This is a genomic window from Clostridium sp. JS66, assembly GCF_033561535.1.
GTDB lineage: Bacteria > Bacillota > Clostridia > Clostridiales > Clostridiaceae > Clostridium_AM > Clostridium_AM carboxidivorans.
The window spans coordinates 6,184,700-6,202,373 of sequence record NZ_CP131467.1 but is presented as its reverse complement, the minus strand read 5'-3'; the positions used below and the strand labels follow the sequence as shown (position 1 = coordinate 6,202,373).

Below are 17,674 nucleotides of genomic sequence, written 5' to 3'. Positions count from 1 at the left end.
AATGATTTTATCAATAACCCAACAATTAAGATGTATTATATTTAGTCTTATTGCAGGAATTATGACAGGAATATTATTCGACCTATATAGAATAATAAGAGGATTAAATAACATAAATAAAGTATTAACTTTTGTAGAGGATATTTTATTTTGGATCTTAGCCTCTATAATTATATTCATATTTTTACTTTTAATAGATTGTTTATATGTAGGTGTATATATATATGCGTGGATAACTTTAGGAGCATATTTATATATAAAAATTTTTAGCAATACTTTGATAAAATTTCAATATAAGTTAATTGAAAATGTAAGAAGGACATTTAGAGTGTTAAAAAATATAGTATTTTACCCTTTTATGCTAATAATTTATATTATTAAAACAAAAAATAAAAGAAATTATAAAAAATAACTTGAAGAAAATTGAAAATCAAATTAGAATATAAGTAAGGTGTTTTTAAAAATACATTTCTAAAATGGAAATGGTGATGATTATGAAAAAAAAGATAAAATTTAAAAATGTGATTTTATTGTTTATAATTTTTTATGCATGTTATGTTTTTATAAATCAACAAATAACTATGTATAAAATAAAACAACAAATATCGCAAAAAAATTTAGAAGAACTGAAGGTTAAAGATCAAAATAAGAAATTACAGGATGAGGTTAAGATGTCTAAATCAGATATGTATATAGAAAAACTGGCAAGAGAAAGATTAGGTCTTATTAAACCAGGCGAAACCCCTGTAATAAATACAAAACGCTAAAATTATTTAGTTTCAAATTTAAAATTTACTATATAACATTATTTTTATTAAGGAGGAGTCTTTTTAATATGACCTTAAAGGCAGGAAGCATACTAGAGGGTACAGTGGTTAATATTACTAGTTTTGGAGCTTTTGTAGAAATCGATGGGAAAACCGGCTTAGTTCACATATCTGAGGTATCAGATACTTATGTGAAAAATATAAGGGATTACTTGAAAGAAAAAGACAAAGTAAAGGTTAAAGTAATTTCAGTTGATGAAAATGGAAAGATAAGTTTATCAATAAAGCAGGCTACACCAGAGAGAAAAAGTGTAAAACCAGTAGAAATTGATTGGAACAAAGAGAAAACTAGGAATTCACAAGGAGGATTTGAAGATAGGATATCTAAGTTTTTAAAAGATAGTGAAGAAAAATTTCAAGATCTAAAAAAACACCAGGATTCAAAAGGTAGAGGATACAGAAAACAATCCAGTTAATAATAATTTATTTTGAATATGGAGAGGCTATAAATAGCCTCTTTTATGTTAAATAATTTATTTAACATAAAAATTTATAAAATAGTTGACAACAATATATATATCATATATAATAAGTTATGTTGTCAGGTTGTCAGGTATTTAGGTAGCTGATAAAAAATGCTGGAGTGGCGGAACTGGCAGACGCACAGGACTTAAAATCCTGCGGGCTTTAAAACCCGTACCGGTTCGATTCCGGTCTTCAGCACCAATATCGCGGGGTGGAGCAGTTGGTAGCTCGTCGGGCTCATAACCCGAAGGTCGTAGGTTCAAGTCCTACCTCCGCAACCAAATTAAATAATAAGGCGGAATAGCTCAGCTGGCTAGAGCATTCGGTTCATACCCGAAGTGTCGTAGGTTCAAGTCCTATTTCCGCTACCATATAATTTTTAAGATGCTGGAGTGGCGGAACTGGCAGACGCACAGGACTTAAAATCCTGCGGGCTTTAAAACCCGTACCGGTTCGATTCCGGTCTTCAGCACCAATATCGCGGGGTGGAGCAGTTGGTAGCTCGTCGGGCTCATAACCCGAAGGTCGTAGGTTCAAGTCCTACCTCCGCAACCAAATTGAATAATATGGCGGAATAGCTCAGTTGGCTAGAGCATTCGGTTCATACCCGAAGTGTCGTAGGTTCAAGTCCTATTTCCGCTACCAGTACCTGTGGTTTATACCACAGGTTTTTTAGTTTTTTGAAAAACTTATTCTACAAGTAATTTTCAACTTATTTCTTCAAAATTTCTCTATAACTGTCTAAAGAAAATCTTTTAAAAGAAACTTAGAATTAAATGTCCTAAAAAAAATAAATAGACATATCACCTTATGACATTTATTTCCAAAAGACTTTGTTATAATAGAAGCAGTAATTTATAAGGTGGGTGGTATGAATGCAATACGGAGTTGAACTTTTCCCGTATAAGAGAGTTAAGGATTCAAAAGATGAATTAAAAAAACAAAAGATTAAAAGTTTACCCCGATTAATTAAGCTTGTTGCTTACTTTATAGCTGCATTTTTAATTAGTAGAGTGATCATGATAAATTTGATGGCTCCATTCGGTATAGCTTTTTTGGTTGCAGTTATGACTTGTGAAGAAAATAAAGTTATATTGATATCAGGAATTGGAAGCATACTAGGGTATATTTCTCTTTATAATAGTGTAAAAAGTTTGCCTGTATACATTATAACTGCAGGAACTCTTATAATTATTAACTACATACTAAGAACGGTTGAACAAAACAAGAAAATAATGATGATATTTTTCACTTTGTTTATAGAAATTTCTTTTTATAAGCTATTAATACTTAAAGTAACTTTAGGTATGTCATTTTTACTTTCTTTTTTTGAAGTAAGTGCTATATTCCCAGTATATTTTATTATTAACTATTCTATAATATGCTTTAAACAATACAAAACAAGGCATTTATATAGTAGTGAGGAAATAATAAGTATGGCAGTTACTATATCTTTAGTAGTAGCAGGAACCTGGGGAAGTAATATAAGAGGAGTATCTTTAAGAAATATTATAGCTTTAGCATTTATACTTATAGTAGGATATACAAAGGGAAGCTCCTCAGGAGCAGCATCAGGAGTGGCAATGGGAACTATAATAGGGATAACGTCCAATAATATGATAGCTTTTGTAGGAGTATATGGTGTATGTGGACTTATATCTGGTATATTTAGAGAAACAGGTAAATGGATGAGTGGATTAGCTTACCTTTTGGCATTTGCTGTATTAAAAATGTACTCTGATATAGGGACTCAGTTTAAATTAATAGAGGTAATTATAAGTGCCATATTTTTTTTGATGATACCTGGAAAAATTTTGAAAAAGATTGAAATAGAATTAGATTGGCAGAGAAAGCAGGAACATTTTAAAGAAAACTATGCAGAAAAGATTAAAGAATTATTAGTAAATAAGTTAGAAAACTTTTCAGAAGTATTATTTGATATGTCAGGAATTTTGGGTAATTTGGTATATAACGATAAGTTGCTTATGAAAAATAAAAGTAGTGCATTAGTAGAAAATCTTGCAGATCGGGTTTGTAGTACATGCTCTATGCAGTCTATGTGCTGGAAAAGGGAAAATTATTATACTTATAATGCTTTTAGTGAATTAATACAGAATTACCAGGATAATCGAAAACAGGTTCCTCATGAGATAGAGAGAAAGTGTGTGAAAAGGTCCGCTATTATAAAAAATACTGAAGAAATTGTTAATAACTATATAATTAATGAAATGTGGAGGAATAGATTAAGTGAGTGCCGACAGCTGCTATCTAGTCAAGTGGAGAACGTAGGAAACTCTGTATCAGAAATTATTGATGAATTTAATTATAATATAAAATTTAATACTGAAACTGAAAATACTATAAGAAGAGTTTTAAATAAGAATGGTATACATTATAGAGATGTATTCTGTTATAATAACAAAAATAATAGATTAATAGTTAATTTATCTATGGAGGCATGCGGAGGAAAGCAAATTTGTATAAAAGACGTACTTCCATTGGTGAATGGGGTAACAGGAAAGTGTATGTGCATTAGTGAAGATGGATGTAATTTAAATTCTGAATTTGAGGTATGTACTATTACCTTTGAAGAAACACCTAAATATCATGTAGCAGCTTATACAAGTAAATGCTGTAAAGATGGAGAAAAATATAGTGGTGATAGCCAGAGCTTTGGAAAATTACCAGATGGAACTTATTTGACTATTATAAGTGATGGTATGGGTTCAGGTCCGCAGGCTGGACAGGAAAGTAATGCAGCAGTAAGATTGATAGAAAGGTTTTCCAAATCAGGTTTTAATAAATTAACTGCTATAAATATAATAAATTCTATAATGACTATGAAATTTTCTGAAGAAGAAAAGTTCTCAACTCTAGATTTAAATAGTATAGACTTATATAAAGGTGAGGTTGATTTTATGAAAGTAGGGGCTGTAGCTAGTTTCATAAAAAAAGGAGAAGATATTGATGTAATAAAGTCGAAAACTTTGCCAATTGGTGTATTGGACAAACCAGATATAGATATAGTCAGGAAAAAAGTTGAAAATGGTGATGTTATTGTTATGTTAAGTGATGGAGTATTAGATTATGAAAATGAACAAGCTGGTAAATATGAATGGATAGTAGATTTTTTAAAAAATAATAATTGCAATGATCCTAGACAATTAAGTGAAGAAATTATGAGTAATGCAAAAAAATTAAGTAAAGGAAAAATAAAAGATGATATGACAGTAATTGTAGAGAAGGTATATAGTTTGTATTAAAATTATAATGGCTTAAGTTTAGAGTGTTATATATTCTGAATTTAAGCCATTGAAAATTTGAATTGAAGTTTGCTTTAAACTTAAAAGTTAAGTAATATATTATTTATAAAACAAAATTTTCTTTAGGAAGTGTTAAAATTGATAGAGACTGTTTTAAAAACTATAAATAGGTATAAAATGTTTAATAAAGGCGATAAGGTAATAGTTGCAGTATCTGGTGGACCGGATTCCATGAGTTTACTGCATATCTTATACTCTTTAAAAAAGCAACTCAGCATAGAATTATATGCAGCACATGTAAATCATTGTTTGAGAGGGAATGAATCAGATAAAGATGAACAATATGTAAAGGAATTTTGTAAAAAATTAAATATAGAATTCAGGAGTAAATCAGTAGATATAAATAGAATCATGAAAATGCAAAATATTTCATGCGAAAGTGCAGGAAGAAATGCTAGGTATGATTTTTTTAATGATTTAAAAAAAGAATTAAATGCGCAGAAAATAGCTATAGCTCATAATGCCAATGATCAGGCAGAAACTATACTAATGAGGATTATGAGAGGAACAGGTTTGGAAGGATTAGTAGGAATAAAGGCGGTAAGAGATAACATATTTGTAAGGCCTTTAATAGATGTTACAAGGCATGAAATTGAACAATATTGCTGCAAAGAAAATATTAATCCAAGAATAGATAAAACCAATTTAGAAACCATATATTCTAGAAATAAAGTGAGATTAGAACTTATACCTTATATACAAGAGAATTTTAATAAGGATATTATAAAAGTTCTCAATAGATTATCAGATACTATAAAAATAGATAATGAGTACTTAGAAACAGTTGCTAAAGAAAAATTTAAAAAATATTGTGATATACAGGGAGAAAAGGTTATAATATCAAAGGAGGCATTTTTAGAAAACGAAGCTATAATTACTAGGATTATAAGAAAAGCCTTGTATGAAGTAACTGGAAATTTAAATAACTTTGAAAAAATTCACATTTATGACATAATTAATATTCAATCAAGATCCACAGGAAAAAACATTGATCTTCCAAATCATGTTGTAGTATCAAATAAATATGGAGATATATACATATTAAAGAAAGTTAAAAAAAATAAAGAGGTTAGTAAGGAAGAATATATTATACATAGTGGTAATAATTACGTAAAGAAATATAACTTAGAAGTAATAACCAGAATTATTGATCAAAATGAAAAGGTAAACTTTAAAAGCAACAATTTAATAAAATATTTTGATTATGATAAGTTTGAAAAAGAAATAACTATAAGGCATAGAAAAGAAGGCGACAAATTTATACCTTTAGGGATGGGTGGAAGTAAGAAGTTAAAAGATTTCTTTATGGATGAAAAGGTAGCTAAGGATCAAAGAGACTATATTCCTATTATATGCTTTGATGATAAAATTGCATGGATAGTAGGATATAGAGTGAGTGAACTTTTTAAAGTTGATGAAAATACAAAAAATATATTAGAGATAAAAATTGAAAGAGAGGAAACAAAAATATGAGCAGTATGAAAGAGGACATAAAAGAAATCTTATTTTCAGAGGAAGAATTGAGGAAAAAAATAAAAGAAATTGGAACACAAATAAGTAAAGATTATGAAGGCAAAGAACTAATGCTAGTAGGAATATTAAAAGGATCTGTGCCATTTATGGCAGATTTATTAAAGGAAGTTACAATTCCATGTACTATGGACTTTATGGCAGTTTCGAGTTATGCTAATTCTACAAAAAGTTCAGGAGTAGTAAGAATTTTAAAAGATTTAGATTTTGAAATAGAAGGTAAACATGTTCTTATAGTAGAAGATATAATAGATTCGGGTACAACTTTATCATATCTAATTGAGTATCTGAAAGGTAGAGGAGCTGAAAGTATAGAAATAGCTTGCCTTTTAAGTAAGCCAGAAAGGAGAAAAGTTGAAATCGATGTTAAATACACAGGATATGTAGTTCCAGATTATTTCCTAGTGGGTTATGGACTTGATTATGCAGAAAAGTATAGAAACTTACCTTATGTAGGCATACTAAAAGAGGAAGTTTATAAATAATTAACTAAATTTATTGTAAAGGAATTTTCCTTGTGATACAATTTTACAGTATAAACTTAAAAGAGAGGGGGGCCTGTAATGAAAAAATTTTCAAGTGCAACGGCCTGGGTTATAGTGTTTGTATTAGTTATTCTTGCAGCGTTAATGCTTGCTAGGACAAATGAAAGTTCAACAACTATTAATTTTAATGATTTTCAAAAATATTGGATAGATAACAATGTAAAGAGCTTTCAAGTAAAGGAAGACAAGATGACTGTAGATGGTACTTTGAAAGATGGTAGTGCATATGAAACAATAGTTCCATCTGAAAGACTATTTCAGTTCATTGCTGAACATCCTAAAAATGGAGATGTTAAGGAAGTTTATGTTAAACCCGCGTCAATTCCTATGTGGGTACAATACTTACCAACAATACTTTTAATATTAATGCTTGTAGCTTTTTGGTTTATGTTTATGCAGCAATCTCAAGGTGGTGGTGGAAATCGAAATGTAATGAATTTCGGTAAGAGTAGAGCCAAAATGGCCACGCCTGATAAAAAGAAAGTAACTTTTGCTGACGTGGCAGGAGCTGATGAAGAAAAAGCGGAACTTGCTGAAATTGTAGATTTTTTAAAGTTACCTAAGAGATATATAGAAATGGGAGCTAGAATTCCTAAAGGAGTATTACTTGTAGGACCTCCAGGAACAGGAAAAACCCTTCTTGCTAAGGCTATAGCTGGGGAAGCTGGGGTGCCGTTCTTTAGTATATCTGGTTCAGATTTTGTTGAAATGTTTGTTGGAGTTGGTGCGTCAAGAGTTAGAGACTTATTTGATCAAGCTAAGAAAAATTCACCATGCATTATATTTATAGATGAAATAGATGCAGTTGGAAGACAAAGAGGAGCAGGTCTTGGTGGAGGACATGATGAAAGAGAACAAACTTTAAATCAGTTATTAGTTGAAATGGATGGTTTTGGTGCAAATGAAGGTATAATAATGATTGCTGCAACAAATAGACCTGACATTTTAGATCCTGCACTTTTAAGACCAGGTAGATTTGATAGACAAATATTAGTTGGAGCTCCAGATGTTAAAGGAAGAGAAGAGATTTTAAAGGTTCATTGTAAAAATAAGCATTTGGCTCCGGAAGTTAAGCTTGATGTACTTGCAAAAAGAACTCCAGGATTTACTGGAGCTGACTTAGAAAACTTAATGAATGAATCTGCTCTTTTAGCAGTTAGAAAAGATAAAAAAGAGATAGATATGGAAGAACTAGAAGAAGCGGTAACTAGAGTTATAGCTGGACCTGAAAAGAAGAGTAGAGTAATTGATGAAGAAGATAGAAGGCTTACAGCATACCATGAAGCAGGGCATGCTGTGGTTATGAAGTTATTGCCTACAGCAGACCCAGTTCATCAGATTAGTATAATACCAAGAGGAATGGCTGGAGGATATACTATGCATCTTCCAGAAAAAGATAGTTCTTATATGTCCAAAACTAAACTTGAAGATGAAATAGTAGGATTGCTTGGAGGTAGAGTAGCAGAAAAGCTTATAATAGGAGACATAAGTACTGGTGCTAAAAATGATATAGATAGAGCAACTACTATAGCTAAGAAAATGGTTATGGATTATGGTATGAGTGGCTTAGGACCAATAGCTTTTGGTTCAGGACATGATGAAGTATTTTTAGGTAGGGACTTAGGAAAAGGAAGAAGTTTTAGTGAAGAAGTGGCTTTTGAAATAGACAAAGAAATAAGAAAACTTATAGAAGAAGGATATAATAAAGCAGAAAATCTTCTTAATGAAAATATAAATAAACTTCATGCTGTTGCTAAGGCTCTTTTAGAAAAAGAAAAACTGGAAGCAAATGAATTTGAAGAAATATTTGAGCAAGCATAAAATGACAATTTAATGAAGTCAATAGAATAGAGGTTAATAGCCTCTATTTTATTGTAAATATATATTAAAAGTTTATTAACAATGATATAATAATTATATGTTTTTAAGCTTTCAAAATAAAAATTACGATGAAATGAGATGGTTTTATGGAGTTTAATGTGAGAGAAGGAATGGCATCTACAAGAGAAATATATGTAACAGAAAATGATGTAGCAAGTAAATTAGGCTCGGGAAATATAGATGTATTTTCAACACCTTCTATGATAGCACTTATGGAAAATACATCTAAGAGTTGTGTAGATTTGCATCTTCCATTTGGATATACTACAGTTGGAATTGAAGTTAATGTAAAGCATATTAAAGCGTCACCTATTGGAATGAAAATAAGATGTGAAGCATCTTTAGTAAAAGTAGATAAAAAGAAACTAGTATTTAATGTAGAAGCATGGGATGAAAAAGGAAAGATAGGAGAAGGAAATCATACAAGATACATAGTAAATAGTGAAGAATTTATGAAAAAGGTACAAGAATAGTTTCAAAAATCAAACGTATCTTGACAAATAAAATTTAACTGATAAAATTAAGTTGTTAAATTGACAAAATAGATTATACTAAGGGGCAGCTTTAAAGCTGCTCTTTAATTATGTATATGCACTTTTTATATAGAAAGGAGCGGTGTGCGAAGTGATTTTAGTTTTAGATGTTGGAAACACAAATATAGTTTTAGGAGTGTACAAAGATAAGGAGCTTATTGCATGTTGGAGATTGTCCACAGACTCAGAGAGGACAGCTGATGAATATGGTATTCAGGTTGTTGATTTGTTTTTACATAATAAATTAGATCCATCAGATGTTGAAGGAGTTATAATATCTTCAGTTGTTCCTAATATTATGTATTCATTAGAACACATGATATTAAAATATTTTGAAATTATGCCAATAATAGTTGGGCCAGGAGTAAAAACAGGTATAAACATTAAATATGATAATCCTAAAGAGGTAGGGGCAGATAGAATTGTTAACGCTGTTGCTACCAGGGAAATATACAAAAGGTCTGCTATAATTATAGATTTTGGTACAGCCACTACTTTTTGTGCTTTGACTGCAAAGGGAGATTATTTAGGAGGAACTATCTGTCCTGGAATAAAAATATCCTCTGAAGCACTATTTGAACGAGCAGCTAAACTTCCAAGAATAGAATTAGTAAAGCCTGCTGGTGTCATATGTAAAAATACGGTTGCTAGTATGCAAGCGGGTATAGTTTATGGATATATAGGTCAAGTTGATTATATAATTAGTAAAATGAAAAAAGAAATGATGGATCTTGGAGAAAATGAACCACTTGTAGTTGCAACAGGAGGATTGGCAAAGCTTATTAATCAAGAATCAAAGTTTATGGATTTAATAGATCCAACCTTAACTCTTAAAGGTCTAAGAATAATTTATGAAAAAAATAAAGAACAGGTGTAATTAATGAGAATAAAAAATTTGGAGTTTAAAAAGAATGTATTTTTAGCTCCGATGGCTGGTGTGACAGATATGGCCTTTAGAGAGTTATGTAAAGAGATGGGATGCGAGCTCGTTTATACAGAGATGATAAGTGCTAAAGCATTGTTTTATGGTAGTAAAAACACAAAAGATATGCTAGTAATATCTAAGCAAGAAGCTCCTGTAGCAGTTCAGATTTTTGGTAATGATCCACTTGTAATGGCCAAAGCTTGTGATTTTTTTAATGATAATGAAGATATTTGTTTAGTGGATATAAATATGGGATGTCCTGCTCCTAAAATAGTTAAAAATGGAGAAGGATCTGCTTTAATGAAAGATCCTAAATTAGCAGCACAAATAGTAAAGGAAGTAAAAAAAGCTTCATCAAAACCTGTAACTGCTAAATTTAGAAAAGGATTTGATTCTGATAACATTAATGCTGTAGAGTTTGCAAAAGAATTAGAGCAAGCAGGTGTGGATGCTATTACTGTTCATGGAAGAACTAGAGAGCAAATGTATGAAGGTAAGGCAGATTGGGATATGATAAAGAAGGTAAAGCAAGCAGTTTCTATTCCTGTTATAGGAAATGGAGATGTTGTAACTCCAGAGGATGCAGTAAGCATTTTTAAAATTACTAATTGTGATGCAATAATGATTGGTAGAGGAGCTATGGGTAATCCCTGGATATTTAATCAGATTGATGAAAAAATGAAAAATATAAATATAACTTATCCTTCTGAAGAAGATAGAATAGATATGTGTATAGAACATTATAGAAGAGCTATTTCTTATGAAGGAGAGGCAAAGGCTGTAAGAGAGATGAGAAAACATGTAGGATGGTATTTAAAGGGCTTAAGTAACAATAAAGAAATAAAGGATGCTGTAAATTATGAAAAATCCAGTGAAAAAGTAATCTCAATTTTAAAAGAATACAAAAGCTATATTAAAAGTAGAAGTAATTTTTGATAGAAAAGCAGAATAAGCTATAATGTAAACAATTTTTGAGGAAAATTATTAAGTAAGTGGTACATGTTAACTCTAATATAAAAATTTTTTATGAGAATAATAAAATTTAACAATGATATTTTAGTATTTAGTTATTATTTGATAACATGCATAAAGTAAATGGAAGTGTAAATGTTGACATTGGAATAAGCCTGTTTTATAATTACTTAAATGATTATTAAGGTGATTTTTAATATAAATGCATAAATGTTGAAAAATGCTCTTATAGAAGGTTTCTTAGTAAATTATTAAAAGGGGATAGTAAGATGAGTGAAGCAAAAAAGAAGTATATAATGACTTATGAAGGTGTAAAGAAATTAGAAAGCGAACTTGAATATTTAAAGACAGTTAAAAGAAAAGAAATAACAGAAAAAATAAAAGTTGCACTTTCGTTTGGTGATTTAAGCGAAAATTCAGAGTATGATGAAGCTAAAAATGAACAAGCATTTGTCGAAGGAAGAATAATTCAGCTTGAAAATATGTTGAAAAATGCTACTATAGTAGATGAGAGTGAAATTCCATTGGATGTAGTAAGTGTAGGTTCTATTGTTAAAGTTAAGGATTATGATTTTGATGAAGAAGTAGAGTATACTATAGTTGGTTCAGCAGAAGCAGATCCTATGAACAATAAAATATCTAATGAATCACCAGTTGGAAGAGGCCTTGTAGGCAAAAAAATAGGGGATATAATTGAAGTGCAAGTGCCAGATGGAGTAAGTAAGTACGAAATACTTGGCATAAGAAGATAAATTGGAGGGCGTATAAATGGCAAATGATGAAAAGAATTTAAACCAGTTAGAAGAAGATTTTAATCAACTTATAAAGGAGAGAAGAGAGAAGTTCTTTAAACTTCAAGAACAAGGAAAAGATCCTTTTGATGTATATAAAGTAGAAAGAACACATGTTTCTAGTCAAATAAAGGATAACTATGAAGAACTTGAAGGTAAAAGTGTTACTGTTGCAGGAAGACTTATGTCCAAAAGAGTTCATGGAAAAGCTGGATTTTCAGATCTTCATGATAGATATGGGAAAATACAGTTATACATAAAGATAAATGATGTTGGAGAAGAGAGACTTAAAGAATATAAATCCTTTGATATAGGAGATATTTTATCTATAACAGGAAATGTATTTAAAACTAAAACAGGAGAGGTTACTCTTCATATTACAGAGTTTGAACTTTTAGCTAAGTCCTTAAGACCATTACCAGAAAAGTGGCATGGCTTAAAAGATCCTGATTTAAGATACAGACAAAGGTATGTAGATTTAATAGTGAATCAAGATGTTAAGGATACATTTATAAAAAGAACTAAAATAATAAAAGCTATAAGAACCTTTTTAGATGATAAAGAATATCTCGAAGTAGAAACACCTATTCTTTCGACTATTGCAGGTGGTGCTGCTGCAAAACCTTTTATTACACACCATAATGCATTAAGTTTAGATATGTATTTAAGAATAGCTACAGAATTATATTTAAAAAGACTTATAGTTGGTGGATTTGAAAGAGTATATGAAATAGGTAGAAACTTCAGAAATGAGGGTATGGATGTAAGACATAACCCAGAATTTACTTGCATGGAATTATATCAAGCTTTTGCAGATTATAATGACATGATGGAGCTAACTGAAAACATGGTAGCTTTTGTATGTGAAAAAGTATTAGGAACTACAAAAGTAACGTATGAAGATGCAGAAATAGATTTTACACCACCATGGAGAAGAATAACTATGGTAGATGCAGTTAAAGAATATACAGGAGTAGACTTTAATGTTATAAATGATGATGAAGAAGCAAGAGGGATTGCAAAAGAAAAGCATATAGAGATGAAAAAACAATTAAAGGACTGCACAAAAGGAGATATACTTATTGCATTGTTCGAAGAATTTTGTGAAGATAAGTTAATGCAGCCTACATTTGTTTGCGACTACCCAGTAGAAAACTCACCTCTTACAAAGAAAAAGAGAGGAAATGCAGCATTTACTGAAAGATTTGAAGGCTTTGTATATGGTAGAGAGGTATGTAATGCATATTCAGAACTTAACGATCCAATAGTTCAAAAAGATAGATTCCTTCAACAATTAAGGGAAAGAGAACTTGGTGATGATGAAGCTTACATGATGGATAATGACTTTATAAATGCATTAGAAATAGGAATGCCTCCAACAGGGGGACTTGGTATAGGTATAGACAGATTGATAATGTTCCTAACTAATACTTCTTCTATAAGAGATGTTATATTGTTCCCAACAATGAAACCAGAACAACAATAAATAATGAATTATTAATCCTAAGTATTTATACTTAGGATTAATGTTTTCTATGTATTAAGTTAAATATTCATACTAAGGATTAATAATAAATCCTTAATAAAATTGATAAATGAACATGAAATCTAAATAAAATTTAAAAAAGTGCAAATAAAATTAAAAAAACTATTGCATTTTAGAAAAAACTTGGTATAATAATAAATGTAGTTAAGACATTCCGCGATAGCTCAATGGTGGAGCACTCGGCTGTTAACCGATAGGTTGAAGGTTCGAATCCTTTTCGCGGAGCCATTTTTTTATTTAAATGTATTTTACGTTTTTAAGAATTGAATATTTTGTAATGATGAAGAACAGTAATAATGAAAATCTTTTAAGAGAGATTGTGATAGGTGAAAACAATTAAGGTTTAATTATGAAGGAGCTTCTGAACAAGGATTGATAAAGCAGGGCTTGTGCCAAGAAGGGTGGAACCGCGGAAATAAGTTTTCGTCCCTTTAAGGTGTAGGGTCTTTTTTTATTATATTAATACTTTCACAATGATAAAGAAAAAGTAATGAATAAAAACTTATTTAAGAGAGATTGTGGATAGGTGAAAACAATTAAAGTTTTATTTATGAAGGGAACTTTTGAGTGGAATTTTTTTAGAGCAGGGCTTATGCCAAGAAGAGTGGAACCGCGGAAATAAATTTTCGTCTCTTCAAAGGTAGAGTCTTTTTTTATACTTTAATTTTCAATTAGAAAATAATACATAAGTGTGATTATGCAAGTATTAATAGGGTTTATTTAGTTAATAGTATTATAAAAATAAATAAGAAATTTTAGGAGGTAATTATAATGGCAGTAGAAAAGACTATGGATAAAGTAGTAGCTTTAGCCAAAAGTAGAGGTTTTGTATATCCAGGTTCAGAAATATACGGAGGTCTTGCAAATACATGGGACTATGGTCCTTTAGGCGTAGAATTAAAAAACAATGTAAAAAAAGCTTGGTGGCAGAAATTTATTCATGAAAGCAAACATAATGTGGGAATAGATTCAGCTATTCTTATGAACAGTGAAGTTTGGGTTGCATCAGGTCATGTTGGTAATTTTACAGATCCACTTATGGATTGTAAAGAATGTAAGTCAAGATTTAGAGCAGATAAAATAGTTGAAGAGCATATGACTAAAAATGGAGTAGAAAAAGCTAGTGCAGATGGTTGGAGTAATGAAAAGTTAAAGCAATATATAGTAGATAATGAAATAGAATGTCCTAATTGTGGTAAAAAGAATTTTACTGATATAAGACAGTTTAATCTTATGTTCAAGACATACCAGGGAGTAACAGAAGATTCTAAGTCTGAAATACATTTGAGACCAGAGACAGCTCAAGGCATATTTGTTAACTTCAAAAATGTTCAAAGAACTTCAAGAAAAAAGGTACCATTTGGAATAGGCCAGATAGGAAAATCTTTTAGAAATGAAATAACTCCAGGTAACTTTACATTTAGAACTAGAGAATTCGAACAAATGGAGCTTGAGTTTTTCTGTAAACCAGGTACAGATTTAGAATGGCATAGTTATTGGAAAGAACAGTGCTGGAACTTCTTGTTGAATCTTGGTATTGAAGAAAAAAATATAAGATTTAGAGATCATGATAAAGAAGAACTTTCACATTATAGTAATGCAACTTCAGATATAGAATATTTATTCCCATTTGGATGGGGAGAGCTATGGGGAGTAGCTGATAGAACTGATTATGATTTAACACAACATCAAAATCACTCTGGTAAGGATATGTCATATCTTGATCCAGTTACACATGAAAAATATATACCTTATTGTATAGAGCCTTCTGTAGGAGCAGATAGAGCAGTACTAGCATTTTTGGTTGATGCATATGATGAAGAAGAACTTGAAGGTGGAGATTCAAGAACAGTGATGCATTTTCACCCAGCTATTGCACCAGTAAAAGCTGCTATACTTCCATTAACTAAAAAATTATCAGAAAAAGCTGAAGAAGTTTATGATGAATTAAGAAAAGATTTTAATGTAGAATATGATGAAGCAGGAAGCATAGGAAAAAGATATAGAAGACAGGATGAAGCAGGAACTCCTTATTGTATAACTATAGACTTTGACACATTAGAAGATAATACAGTAACAGTAAGAGACAGAGATACTATGGAACAATTTAGAATGAAAGTAGATGAACTTAAAAAGTTTATAAAGGAAAAGATGGAGTTTTAGTTTATAAAAGAGTGTGTATTTCATAAATAAATGATAAAGTGTGCCCTTTGTCAAGGACAATAAAAAAAGAGTTATTTTAAATTAAGAAGATGATTTCTGTATTGTACAGGAGTCATCTTTTTTAGTCCCCATTGATATCTATAGTTATTATAGTAAAACATGTAGTTTTCGATTTCTTCCTTAAGTTCACTTAAAGTTTCACATGACTTAATGTACGATTCATCTTTAAAGTGTCCAAAAAACGATTCCTGCGGCGCATTATTCCAGCAATTACCGCGCCTTGACATGGATTGTCCTAGGCGGTAGCCTTTCACTAGGCTTTGAAACTTAGGACTTGTATAGTGAGCGCCTTGATCAGAGTGAATAAATGCATCTATAGTAAGTTTAACTTGTCCTTCATTTATTAGTTTGTCTATCGTATCTGTAGCTATGTCAAGCGTCAATTTATCTGATAGATTATATGAAAGAATTTCATTAGTAGATCCATCCTTAATTGTTGATAGATATGCTTTCTTACCATTGCCGTAAAATAAGTAAGTTATATCAGTGAGAAGCACCTTCCCAGGTGTATTTTGTTTAAAATTCCTATTTAATAAATTAGGCAGGGTGGTATGTTCTTTAGTAGCTTTCATTATTCTTCTATAAGGATTTGCTTTTCTAATAGGACAAATAATTCCGTACTTTATCATTATCCTTCGAATACGTTTTAAATTGTATACGATTCCAAATTCACCTTCTAATGTCATTTTTATTTGCTTAGCTCCTTTTTTGCGTCCTTTAAAGTTATATGCTTTTAGAATGATATCTCTCGACATCTCATCCTTACCAGTGCGTTTATTCCTTGCTCTATGGGATTTTGATGAAAAATAATTATAGTATCCAGAACGCGATACACCTACTATTTTGCATAAATAACTAATCAAGTTTTTCAACTTATGCTTTGTAATTACCAACTTAATAAGATTGAACTTCTGTTCAGCCGGTAGGCTTATTTCTTTTTCATCATCCCCCTTTCTAACATATCGAGTTTTTTTAACAATTCATTCTCAGCTTTAAGCAAACTAATTTGCGCCTTAAGACGTTCATATTTTTCTTCGATGGAGAGTTCCGTATCTCTAGGCCTCCCTGAATTATCTTTTCTGGTATCCTGTAATCCTAATACACCTTCCTTATTGTACGCAGTACGCCATCTATAAGCTGCCATTTCTATGCGCTTTTTCCCCAAAATATTTATGTCAAATCCGCATTCTTCGAATATTAGCCTTGGAAACTTGCCTTTTCCGTCCTCACTTATAAAGATGCGCTTAAATTCATCAGTATAGGTTATTCCCTTCGCGCTGACGCGCTTAACTGTTATTAAGCAATTTATTTGCTTAATAACAGGTTCAAAAAAAGTAAATTATAATAGCCTTTCTTTTTACGTCAGATTAAATAATCTGACACAAAAAGAATAAGATTATTTAATCTGACTATAATTTAAAAATATAAAAAAATTTTATAGGACTGAAAAAAAGTGATAGAAATAATAAAGATGCCTTACGGCATAAGAAAATATAATAAGCTTAATAAGTATAATAGGTTTCCCATAAAATATGGATGCGAAGCATGCGGATATGAAGGAAAACTATATAGACATGGATTCTACTATAGAAATTTGATTACATTTAACAAAGCTTATAGAGTAGTTATCATTAGATATAGGTGCAAATCATGCCATAAGACGTACTCTCTTATTCCAAGTTTCATAATACCTTATAGACAATACACCTATCATGTTATATTAACTTGCCTTATTATTATGTTTAAATTTAATTACTCATTTAGCAAAATTATTAAGTTTGTTAACTCTATAAATTGTATGTTATCCATAAACAAAACTCATTTATCATTTTGGAAAAGCAGACTAATAACTTCTTTAACGGCTATTCGCCTATTTTTTGCACAACTTAAAATATTTTGCCCTGATACCAAAAATGTTTTTCCATCCAATTTACTTACAATGATTACTGATTTTTCACGTTTAAGATATGATTTTAATTTAAGATTTTTCTTAGATATGCCTAAATATTTTTTCTGTAAACCTTAATTACAGAAGCTTTAGTTTTTTTGCCCTTTATCAAATTAAACACTTCTTATTTTTTTAATGCTTATTTACTTAAAACTTGTCTCAACT

15 protein-coding genes, 7 tRNA genes and 1 other annotated feature are annotated in these 17,674 nt (G+C 30.4%); of the genes, 21 read left to right on the top strand and 1 reads right to left on the bottom strand.

The annotated features are described in order from the left end of the window. Position 1: 1 nt before the first annotated feature. From yabQ to Q6H37_RS28740, 20 genes are all read left to right on the top strand, one after another. A complete protein-coding gene (yabQ, locus tag Q6H37_RS28835; RefSeq protein ID WP_318738486.1) occupies positions 2-412 on the top strand; it encodes a spore cortex biosynthesis protein YabQ in 411 nt (136 codons plus the stop codon). 82 nt (positions 413-494) lie between these two features. Then, positions 495-767, top strand: a complete 273-nt coding sequence (locus Q6H37_RS28830) for a septum formation initiator family protein (protein ID WP_318738484.1) — start codon at positions 495-497, stop codon at positions 765-767. A gap of 68 nt (positions 768-835) precedes the next feature. After that, the gene (locus tag Q6H37_RS28825) at positions 836-1,243 is read left to right on the top strand and encodes a S1 domain-containing RNA-binding protein (protein WP_007059897.1); all 408 of its coding nucleotides are present in this window, start codon (positions 836-838) and stop codon (positions 1,241-1,243) included. A gap of 161 nt (positions 1,244-1,404) precedes the next feature. Beyond that, positions 1,405-1,493, top strand: a tRNA-Leu gene (locus Q6H37_RS28820). A gap of 4 nt (positions 1,494-1,497) precedes the next feature. After that, positions 1,498-1,573 (top strand) — tRNA-Met (locus Q6H37_RS28815). A 13-nt stretch (positions 1,574-1,586) separates the two neighbouring features. Then, positions 1,587-1,663, top strand: a tRNA-Met gene (locus tag Q6H37_RS28810). Between the two features lie 15 nt (positions 1,664-1,678). Beyond that, positions 1,679-1,767 (top strand) — tRNA-Leu (locus Q6H37_RS28805). Between the two features lie 4 nt (positions 1,768-1,771). Next, positions 1,772-1,847, top strand: a tRNA-Met gene (locus Q6H37_RS28800). A 13-nt stretch (positions 1,848-1,860) separates the two neighbouring features. After that, positions 1,861-1,937: transfer RNA gene (locus tag Q6H37_RS28795), tRNA-Met, on the top strand. A 230-nt stretch (positions 1,938-2,167) separates the two neighbouring features. After that, positions 2,168-4,555, top strand: coding sequence for a stage II sporulation protein E (gene spoIIE / locus Q6H37_RS28790; protein WP_318738481.1), 2,388 nt, complete (start codon positions 2,168-2,170; stop codon positions 4,553-4,555). Between the two features lie 138 nt (positions 4,556-4,693). Further along, on the top strand, positions 4,694-6,088 hold the full coding sequence (gene tilS / locus Q6H37_RS28785; protein WP_318738479.1) for a tRNA lysidine(34) synthetase TilS: 1,395 nt from the start codon (positions 4,694-4,696) through the stop codon (positions 6,086-6,088). Next, complete coding sequence (gene hpt / locus Q6H37_RS28780; protein WP_007063390.1) at positions 6,085-6,630, top strand: hypoxanthine phosphoribosyltransferase; 546 nt, start codon at positions 6,085-6,087, stop codon at positions 6,628-6,630. Before tilS ends, hpt begins: the two co-directional genes overlap by 4 nt. Positions 6,631-6,708: 78 nt before the next feature. After that, positions 6,709-8,511, top strand: coding sequence for an ATP-dependent zinc metalloprotease FtsH (ftsH, locus tag Q6H37_RS28775; RefSeq protein ID WP_318738476.1), 1,803 nt, complete (start codon positions 6,709-6,711; stop codon positions 8,509-8,511). Positions 8,512-8,657: 146 nt separating this feature from the next. Then, entirely contained in the window at positions 8,658-9,044 is a 387-nt protein-coding gene (locus Q6H37_RS28770; protein ID WP_318738474.1) for a thioesterase family protein, read from the top strand. Positions 9,045-9,195: 151 nt separating this feature from the next. Beyond that, entirely contained in the window at positions 9,196-9,981 is a 786-nt protein-coding gene (locus tag Q6H37_RS28765; RefSeq protein ID WP_318738472.1) for a type III pantothenate kinase, read from the top strand. 3 nt (positions 9,982-9,984) lie between these two features. Continuing rightward, the gene (gene dusB / locus Q6H37_RS28760) at positions 9,985-10,965 is read left to right on the top strand and encodes a tRNA dihydrouridine synthase DusB (protein ID WP_318738470.1); all 981 of its coding nucleotides are present in this window, start codon (positions 9,985-9,987) and stop codon (positions 10,963-10,965) included. Between the two features lie 305 nt (positions 10,966-11,270). Continuing rightward, positions 11,271-11,753, top strand: coding sequence for a transcription elongation factor GreA (gene greA / locus Q6H37_RS28755; RefSeq protein ID WP_318738468.1), 483 nt, complete (start codon positions 11,271-11,273; stop codon positions 11,751-11,753). A 16-nt stretch (positions 11,754-11,769) separates the two neighbouring features. Then, the gene (lysS, locus tag Q6H37_RS28750) at positions 11,770-13,278 is read left to right on the top strand and encodes a lysine--tRNA ligase (protein ID WP_318738466.1); all 1,509 of its coding nucleotides are present in this window, start codon (positions 11,770-11,772) and stop codon (positions 13,276-13,278) included. 213 nt (positions 13,279-13,491) lie between these two features. Then, positions 13,492-13,566, top strand: a tRNA-Asn gene (locus Q6H37_RS28745). 40 nt (positions 13,567-13,606) lie between these two features. Then, positions 13,607-13,772 (top strand) — a binding site (T-box leader). A 337-nt stretch (positions 13,773-14,109) separates the two neighbouring features. Continuing rightward, a complete protein-coding gene (locus Q6H37_RS28740) occupies positions 14,110-15,501 on the top strand; it encodes a glycine--tRNA ligase (protein ID WP_318738464.1) in 1,392 nt (463 codons plus the stop codon). Positions 15,502-15,572: 71 nt separating this feature from the next. On the opposite strand, the gene Q6H37_RS28735 is transcribed toward Q6H37_RS28740, so the two are convergent. Beyond that, a protein-coding gene (locus Q6H37_RS28735; RefSeq protein WP_318743194.1) for an IS3 family transposase occupies positions 15,573-16,879 on the bottom strand; the annotation gives its coding sequence in 2 pieces (ribosomal slippage) (positions 15,573-16,508 and positions 16,511-16,879; 1,305 coding nt in all). Between the two features lie 153 nt (positions 16,880-17,032). On the opposite strand from Q6H37_RS28735, the gene Q6H37_RS28730 reads away from it, so the two are divergent. Beyond that, the gene (locus tag Q6H37_RS28730) at positions 17,033-17,587 is read left to right on the top strand and encodes a DUF6431 domain-containing protein (RefSeq protein WP_318742904.1); all 555 of its coding nucleotides are present in this window, start codon (positions 17,033-17,035) and stop codon (positions 17,585-17,587) included. Positions 17,588-17,674: the final 87 nt, after the last annotated feature.

Bases quoted from the DNA above. Each gene is read 5' to 3' on its own strand.
- yabQ (WP_318738486.1), top strand. From the start codon at position 2: ATGATTTTATCAATAACCCAACAATTAAGATGTATTATATTTAGTCTT.
- Q6H37_RS28830 (WP_318738484.1), top strand. From the start codon at position 495: ATGAAAAAAAAGATAAAATTTAAAAATGTGATTTTATTGTTTATAATT.
- Q6H37_RS28825 (WP_007059897.1), top strand. From the start codon at position 836: ATGACCTTAAAGGCAGGAAGCATACTAGAGGGTACAGTGGTTAATATT.
- spoIIE (WP_318738481.1), top strand. From the start codon at position 2,168: ATGCAATACGGAGTTGAACTTTTCCCGTATAAGAGAGTTAAGGATTCA.
- hpt (WP_007063390.1), top strand. From the start codon at position 6,085: ATGAGCAGTATGAAAGAGGACATAAAAGAAATCTTATTTTCAGAGGAA.
- ftsH (WP_318738476.1), top strand. From the start codon at position 6,709: ATGAAAAAATTTTCAAGTGCAACGGCCTGGGTTATAGTGTTTGTATTA.
- Q6H37_RS28770 (WP_318738474.1), top strand. From the start codon at position 8,658: ATGGAGTTTAATGTGAGAGAAGGAATGGCATCTACAAGAGAAATATAT.
- dusB (WP_318738470.1), top strand. From the start codon at position 9,985: ATGAGAATAAAAAATTTGGAGTTTAAAAAGAATGTATTTTTAGCTCCG.
- greA (WP_318738468.1), top strand. From the start codon at position 11,271: ATGAGTGAAGCAAAAAAGAAGTATATAATGACTTATGAAGGTGTAAAG.
- lysS (WP_318738466.1), top strand. From the start codon at position 11,770: ATGGCAAATGATGAAAAGAATTTAAACCAGTTAGAAGAAGATTTTAAT.
- Q6H37_RS28740 (WP_318738464.1), top strand. From the start codon at position 14,110: ATGGCAGTAGAAAAGACTATGGATAAAGTAGTAGCTTTAGCCAAAAGT.
- Q6H37_RS28730 (WP_318742904.1), top strand. From the start codon at position 17,033: ATGCCTTACGGCATAAGAAAATATAATAAGCTTAATAAGTATAATAGG.